The sequence below is a fragment of the Subtercola lobariae genome, assembly GCF_014640255.1.
GTDB lineage: Bacteria > Actinomycetota > Actinomycetes > Actinomycetales > Microbacteriaceae > Subtercola > Subtercola lobariae.
This window is the reverse complement of record NZ_BMGP01000016.1, coordinates 1-1,325: the sequence shown is the minus strand read 5'-3', so window position 1 is coordinate 1,325 and position 1,325 is coordinate 1. Positions and strand designations below refer to the sequence as shown.

The window sequence follows — 1,325 nt, the reverse complement described above, 5'->3', positions numbered from 1 at the left end:
GAAACGTGCTCCTTAGAAAGGAGGTGATCCAGCCGCACCTTCCGGTACGGCTACCTTGTTACGACTTAGTCCTAATCACCGATCCCACCTTCGACAGCTCCCCCCTCACGGTTGGGCCACTGGCTTCGGGTGTTACCGACTTTCATGACTTGACGGGCGGTGTGTACAAGGCCCGGGAACGTATTCACCGCAGCGTTGCTGATCTGCGATTACTAGCGACTCCGACTTCATGAGGTCGAGTTGCAGACCTCAATCCGAACTGAGACCGGCTTTTTGGGATTCGCTCCACCTTACGGTATTGCAGCCCTTTGTACCGGCCATTGTAGCATGCGTGAAGCCCAAGACATAAGGGGCATGATGATTTGACGTCATCCCCACCTTCCTCCGAGTTGACCCCGGCAGTCTCCTATGAGTTCCCACCATAACGTGCTGGCAACATAGAACGAGGGTTGCGCTCGTTGCGGGACTTAACCCAACATCTCACGACACGAGCTGACGACAACCATGCACCACCTGTATACCAACCTTGCGGGGCGACTATTTCTAGCCGTTACTGGTATATGTCAAGCCTTGGTAAGGTTCTTCGCGTTGCATCGAATTAATCCGCATGCTCCGCCGCTTGTGCGGGCCCCCGTCAATTCCTTTGAGTTTTAGCCTTGCGGCCGTACTCCCCAGGCGGGGAACTTAATGCGTTAGCTGCGACACAGAAACCGTGGAATGGCCCCTACATCTAGTTCCCAACGTTTACGGCATGGACTACCAGGGTATCTAATCCTGTTCGCTCCCCATGCTTTCGCTCCTCAGCGTCAGTTACGGCCCAGAGATCTGCCTTCGCCATCGGTGTTCCTCCTGATATCTGCGCATTCCACCGCTACACCAGGAATTCCAATCTCCCCTACCGCACTCTAGTCTGCCCGTACCCACTGCAGGCCGGAGGTTGAGCCTCCGGATTTCACAGCAGACGCGACAAACCGCCTACGAGCTCTTTACGCCCAATAATTCCGGACAACGCTTGCACCCTACGTATTACCGCGGCTGCTGGCACGTAGTTAGCCGGTGCTTTTTCTGCACATACCGTCACCCGAAGGCTTCTTCTGTACTAAAAGAGGTTTACAACCCGAAGGCCGTCATCCCTCACGCGGCGTTGCTGCATCAGGCTTTCGCCCATTGTGCAATATTCCCCACTGCTGCCTCCCGTAGGAGTCTGGGCCGTGTCTCAGTCCCAGTGTGGCCGGTCACCCTCTCAGGCCGGCTACCCGTCGTAGGCTTGGTGAGCCATTACCTCACCAACAACCTGATAGGCCGCGAGTCCATCCTCAACCAAA

At 55.8% G+C, this 1,325-nt stretch carries 1 rRNA gene; it reads right to left on the bottom strand.

Features of this window, described 5'->3' with window-relative positions:
* Positions 1–16: 16 nt before the first annotated feature.
* Positions 17–1,325, bottom strand: a 16S ribosomal RNA gene (locus IEX24_RS19330); the annotation flags it as partial.